Annotated in this window: 3 protein-coding genes; all 3 read right to left on the bottom strand. The window is 65.4% G+C overall.

Annotated elements, in window-relative coordinates; translation table 11 throughout:
- Positions 1-140: 140 nt before the first annotated feature.
- A complete protein-coding gene (locus EQG76_RS25610; RefSeq protein WP_159717553.1) occupies positions 141-614 on the bottom strand; it encodes a DUF6644 family protein in 474 nt (157 codons plus the stop codon).
- Entirely contained in the window at positions 605-1,072 is a 468-nt protein-coding gene (locus tag EQG76_RS25605) for a DUF6152 family protein (RefSeq protein WP_200841121.1), read from the bottom strand. The genes EQG76_RS25610 and EQG76_RS25605 overlap by 10 nt, the downstream gene beginning before the upstream one ends.
- Positions 1,073-1,103: 31 nt before the next feature.
- Positions 1,104-1,609: molybdopterin cofactor-binding domain-containing protein (locus EQG76_RS25600; protein WP_159717551.1), on the bottom strand; the 506-nt coding region annotated here is incomplete at its 5' end.

The following is a 1,609-nucleotide window of genomic DNA, read 5'->3' as shown; positions in this document are numbered from 1 at the left end:
CGCGCCGGGAAAGGGTCTGAAGACAGTTGGTCATCGGGATTCCATCAAGGGATACAACGTGTGGGATCGAAGGACTCGACAGTTCCGCACCGGCGGCAGGAGGAGTTAGCGGCGTCCGTGGTTTTTTCCATTTGGCCGGTTCATGCGAAGGCGATCCACCGGCCCGCGAAGACGGCGCCCAGCCACAGACTCAGCGAAGCGATCGCGGTGGCGCGACCTCTGGGTCGTCCCACCATGCTCACCACGTCGTCGGGGCGCGAGACGATGTGCAAGGCAATCGCGTTGCTCCCTGACGCCAGCAGGATGGCCAGCTTGGCGAGAAATGCTGGGTTCTGCGCGTAGTGTCCGATCCGGACCGACGCGAGCAGGAGGCCGGTCGTCGCGGCGACGGCGAATCCGATCAGCGCCATGCGGATGAGCGTCGGGATCACCGCGTCGAATTTTGAGCCGAGAACGCGCAACAACCGAAGGTCCACCGGGGCGATCGAGCCGAGGAGGACGCCAATGCCCAGGATATGCAGAGCCGAGATCGTGGGATAGACCCCCGGCACCGTCACGATCAGGCGAACCGCATGCAGCCCCTCGATCCACTGGAACAGGGCTATCAACTGCATCCGTCGACACCCGGCGCCCAGTCTCCGGTGTAGGAAACGACGGTTTCGTCGTCGAGCCGGACCCAGGTGCTGCGCAGCTCATGCGGCGGCAGGCAATTGCGCAGGGCGACGACCAGAACCCGGTCGCCGATACTCAACCGATCGGCGAGATCGTAGAACATGCGGACCGGCGAAAGCTCGATCTCGCGCACCTCACCCACGTCCTCGGGCCGAACGACGGCCGGCCCGAAATATTCCTCCGGCCGACCGACCTCGAAAGCGGGAAGTTCGGCCCCGTCCACCCGGATCGAAAGCACCGGATGCGGCGGGGAGAATGTGGCTGCGGTCAGGGTGCCGGAAAGAACGATTGGCGTGGCGGCATCGTATTGCCCCGTCACGCCATGATGGGCGAGGGCGGCTCCTGCGAGGCCGAGTGTTGTGACAGCAATCCCCCACGTGCGACCAGTCATCCCGCGCATGCGACATCCCTTTCCGGCCAACGCCATTGCATCACAGAAGATCCTCGACACGGATCGGCATATGGCGAACTCGCGATCCCGTCGCATGGAAGACTGCGTTGGCGATGGCCGCAGAGGCGCCGACCATGACGACCTCGCCGAGGCCCTTCAGGCCGGTCTCGTTCGCGATCGGATCGGGCTCGTCGATCAGGCCGACTTCGATCGCGCCGATGTCGGCGTTCACCGCGACCACATAGTCAGCGAGATCGCAGTTCAGATAGCCACCAAAGCGCGGGTCGATCTCGGTCTCCTCGCGCAGGGCCGCGCTCAAGGCCCAGACGACGCCGCCATGGATCTGGCTTCGTGCGGTTCTCGGGCTCACGACGCGGCCGCAGTCGGCGATGCTGACGAAGCGCGGCACGCGGATGCGCCTGGTGCGCGGCTCGACCCGCACCTCGACGAAATGGGCGATGTAGCTCATCGTCGTGAAGTCGCGATAGGCCGGCCCCGCGACGGCGAAGCCTCCCTGCCGCAGCTCGTCGAGCGCACCGGCTTCCT

The sequence above is a fragment of the Geminicoccus flavidas genome (assembly GCF_009806515.1).
Classification (GTDB): Bacteria; Pseudomonadota; Alphaproteobacteria; order Geminicoccales; family Geminicoccaceae; genus Geminicoccus; species Geminicoccus flavidus.
This window is presented reverse-complemented; position numbering and strand designations above follow the sequence as displayed.